Origin of the sequence: Alistipes sp. DJF_B185, from assembly GCF_964250025.1 — a bacterium.
Taxonomy (GTDB): domain Bacteria; phylum Bacteroidota; class Bacteroidia; order Bacteroidales; family Rikenellaceae; genus Alistipes; species Alistipes finegoldii.
On the sequence record NZ_CAXUDY010000051.1, the window covers coordinates 1 to 2,376 of the forward strand.

4 protein-coding genes are annotated in these 2,376 nt (G+C 56.8%); all 4 read left to right on the forward strand.

Annotated elements, in window-relative coordinates; translation table 11 throughout:
- Positions 1 to 31 precede the first annotated feature (31 nt).
- The gene (gene traN / locus ACESTR_RS15970) at positions 32 to 952 is read left to right on the forward strand and encodes a conjugative transposon protein TraN (protein WP_004295447.1); all 921 of its coding nucleotides are present in this window, start codon (positions 32 to 34) and stop codon (positions 950 to 952) included.
- Position 953: 1 nt separating this feature from the next.
- Positions 954 to 1,538 (forward strand): conjugal transfer protein TraO, encoded by a 585-nt coding sequence (locus tag ACESTR_RS15975; RefSeq protein ID WP_004295446.1) that lies wholly within the window; start codon positions 954 to 956, stop codon positions 1,536 to 1,538.
- Positions 1,539 to 1,551: 13 nt separating this feature from the next.
- Positions 1,552 to 1,995, forward strand: a complete 444-nt coding sequence (locus tag ACESTR_RS15980; protein WP_004295445.1) for a DUF3872 domain-containing protein — start codon at positions 1,552 to 1,554, stop codon at positions 1,993 to 1,995.
- 63 nt (positions 1,996 to 2,058) lie between these two features.
- The coding region (locus ACESTR_RS15985) for a DUF4116 domain-containing protein (protein WP_373179436.1) at positions 2,059 to 2,376 on the forward strand (318 nt) is incomplete at its 3' end.

Sequence of the window (2,376 nt, forward strand, 5' to 3'; positions counted from 1 at the left end):
ATTTTTATCAACAATCAAAAAATTATCGAGTATGAAAAAGATTCTTCTGGCACTCGCTTTTATCGGGTGCATGTTCGCTGCCCACGCGCAGGAAAAGCCCTCCACGGGCGATTTGTACGACGGTCTTACCCGTCCGCTGACCTTCAACCGGGTTATCCCGCCCTACGCGCTGGAGGTGACGTTCAGCAAGACCGTTCATGTGATTTTCCCCTCGGCCATCCGTTACGTCGATCTGGGGTCTTCGGATCTTCTGGCGGCGAAAGCCGACGGCACGGAAAACGTGCTGCGTGTAAAGGCGGCCCTGCGTGATTTCTCGCGCGAGAGCAACCTTTCGGTCATTACCGAGGACGGGGCCTATTACAGCTTCAATGTCAAGTATGCCGACGAGCCGGTGAAACTGTCGGTCGAGATGGCGGACTTCCTGCATGGCGGGGAGGCGGTAAACCGCCCCAATAATGCGCTGGACATCTATTTGCAGGAGTTGGGATGCGAATCTCCGCTGCTGGTCAAACTGATCATGCAGTCCATTTACAAGAATGACCGCCGCGAGATCAAGCATATCGGTTGCAAGCGTTTCGGGGTACAATACCTCCTCAAAGGTATCTACGTGCATAACGACCTGCTTTATTTCCACCTCCAACTGAAAAACTCCTCCAACGTGCCTTTCAACGTGGACTACCTGACGTTCAAGATTACGGACAAGAAGGTGGCCAAACGCACGGCCATCCAGGAGCAGGTCGTATGGCCCGTGCGTGCGTACAACAACGTGCAGGTCATCGGCGGCAAGCGTACCGAGCGCATGGTCTTCACGCTCCCGAAGTTCACGCTGGCCGACGACAAGCAGCTGGTCGTGGAACTGCACGAGCAGCAGGGCGGGCGACACCAGACTTTCACGGTGGAGAATGCCGACCTGGTGCGCGCACGTGTTATCAACGAGTTAAAGGTAAAGTGATATGAAACGGGCGATATTCATTCTCACGCTGGGGTTATGCCTCCTCCTTTCGGACGGGGCGCACGCCCAGCGTGCCCTGCCCGCCATGCGCGGGCTGGAAATACGGGGAGGCATGACCGACGGCTTCTATACCCGGGACAGCCGCAGCGAAACGGGCTACTGGTTCGGGCTGGCCATGAGCCGCTACGCGAAGAATGCCGACAAGTGGGTGTTCGGCGCGGAGTTCCTGAACCGTTATTACCCCTACAAGTCGGAACGTATCCCTGTGGCGCAGTTCACTGCCGAGGGCGGTTACTATTACAAGTTCCTCGCCGACCCGTCCAGGACTTTTTTCTTCTACCTCGGCGGCTCGGCGCTGGCCGGTTACGAGAGTGTGAACCGGGGCGAAAGGCGGCTCTATGACGGCTCTACGCTCCGCCACCGCGACCGTTTCCTCTATGGCGGGGCCGTCACGCTGGAGGTCGATGCGTACCTGACCGACAGGATTATCCTCTCGCTGACGGGGCGTGAGCGTATCCTATGGGGCACTACAACGGGACATTTCCACGCGCAGTTCGGCCTGGGCGTGAAATTCATAATCCATTAAACTTGCAAGCGACATGAAAAAGATGAAAAAGATATTGGCCCTGGCGGTCTGGATCGCCGCCCTGGGTCTTTTATGCGCATCCTGCGACAACGGGCTGGATATACAGCAGGCGTACACGTTCTCTCTGGAAACGATGCCCGTTCAGAAGCGAATCTCCGTTGGTGAAACCGCTGAAATCCGCTGCACGCTCGTGCGGGAGGGGAGATATGACGGCGCGCGTTACACGATCCGCTATTTCCAGCCCGACGGGCGCGGTGAGTTGAGGATGGACGACGGTACGGTGTTCCTGCCCAACGACCGCTATCCGCTCGACCGTGAGGTGTTCCGCCTCTATTACACATCGCGCAGCGATGACCAGCAGACCATCGACGTCTATGTCGAGGACAACACGGGTCAGGTCGTGAAGACCTCCTTCACGTTCCAGAGCGAGAACGGGACGGAGGAAACGGAACGATAACGGAATATGTCTAACCAAGAGAAGCGCCCGTCACCCGGGCGCTTTCCATAAATACTGAAAACCATGACAGAGCAAGAGAGAATAGATATAGCCTATCTCGATACGGGGGTGTACGAGAACCCGTGGCGCGAGAACCTTTTCGAGACGCTGCCCGAGGATCGGAAAACGGCGGAAGTCTGCCGTTTCGCCATCAAGAAATCGGCTTTCAACATCGAGTTCGTTCCCGAAGCGATGAAAACGCCGGAACTTTGTCTTGCCGCGGCCGGCCACCGGGGCGAAACACTGAAATTCGTCCCTGACCGTCTGAAGACACCGAAAATGTGCCGTGCCGCCGTCGATAGCAACAGCTACGCGCTGTATTACGTTCCGGAGGGGTTGAAG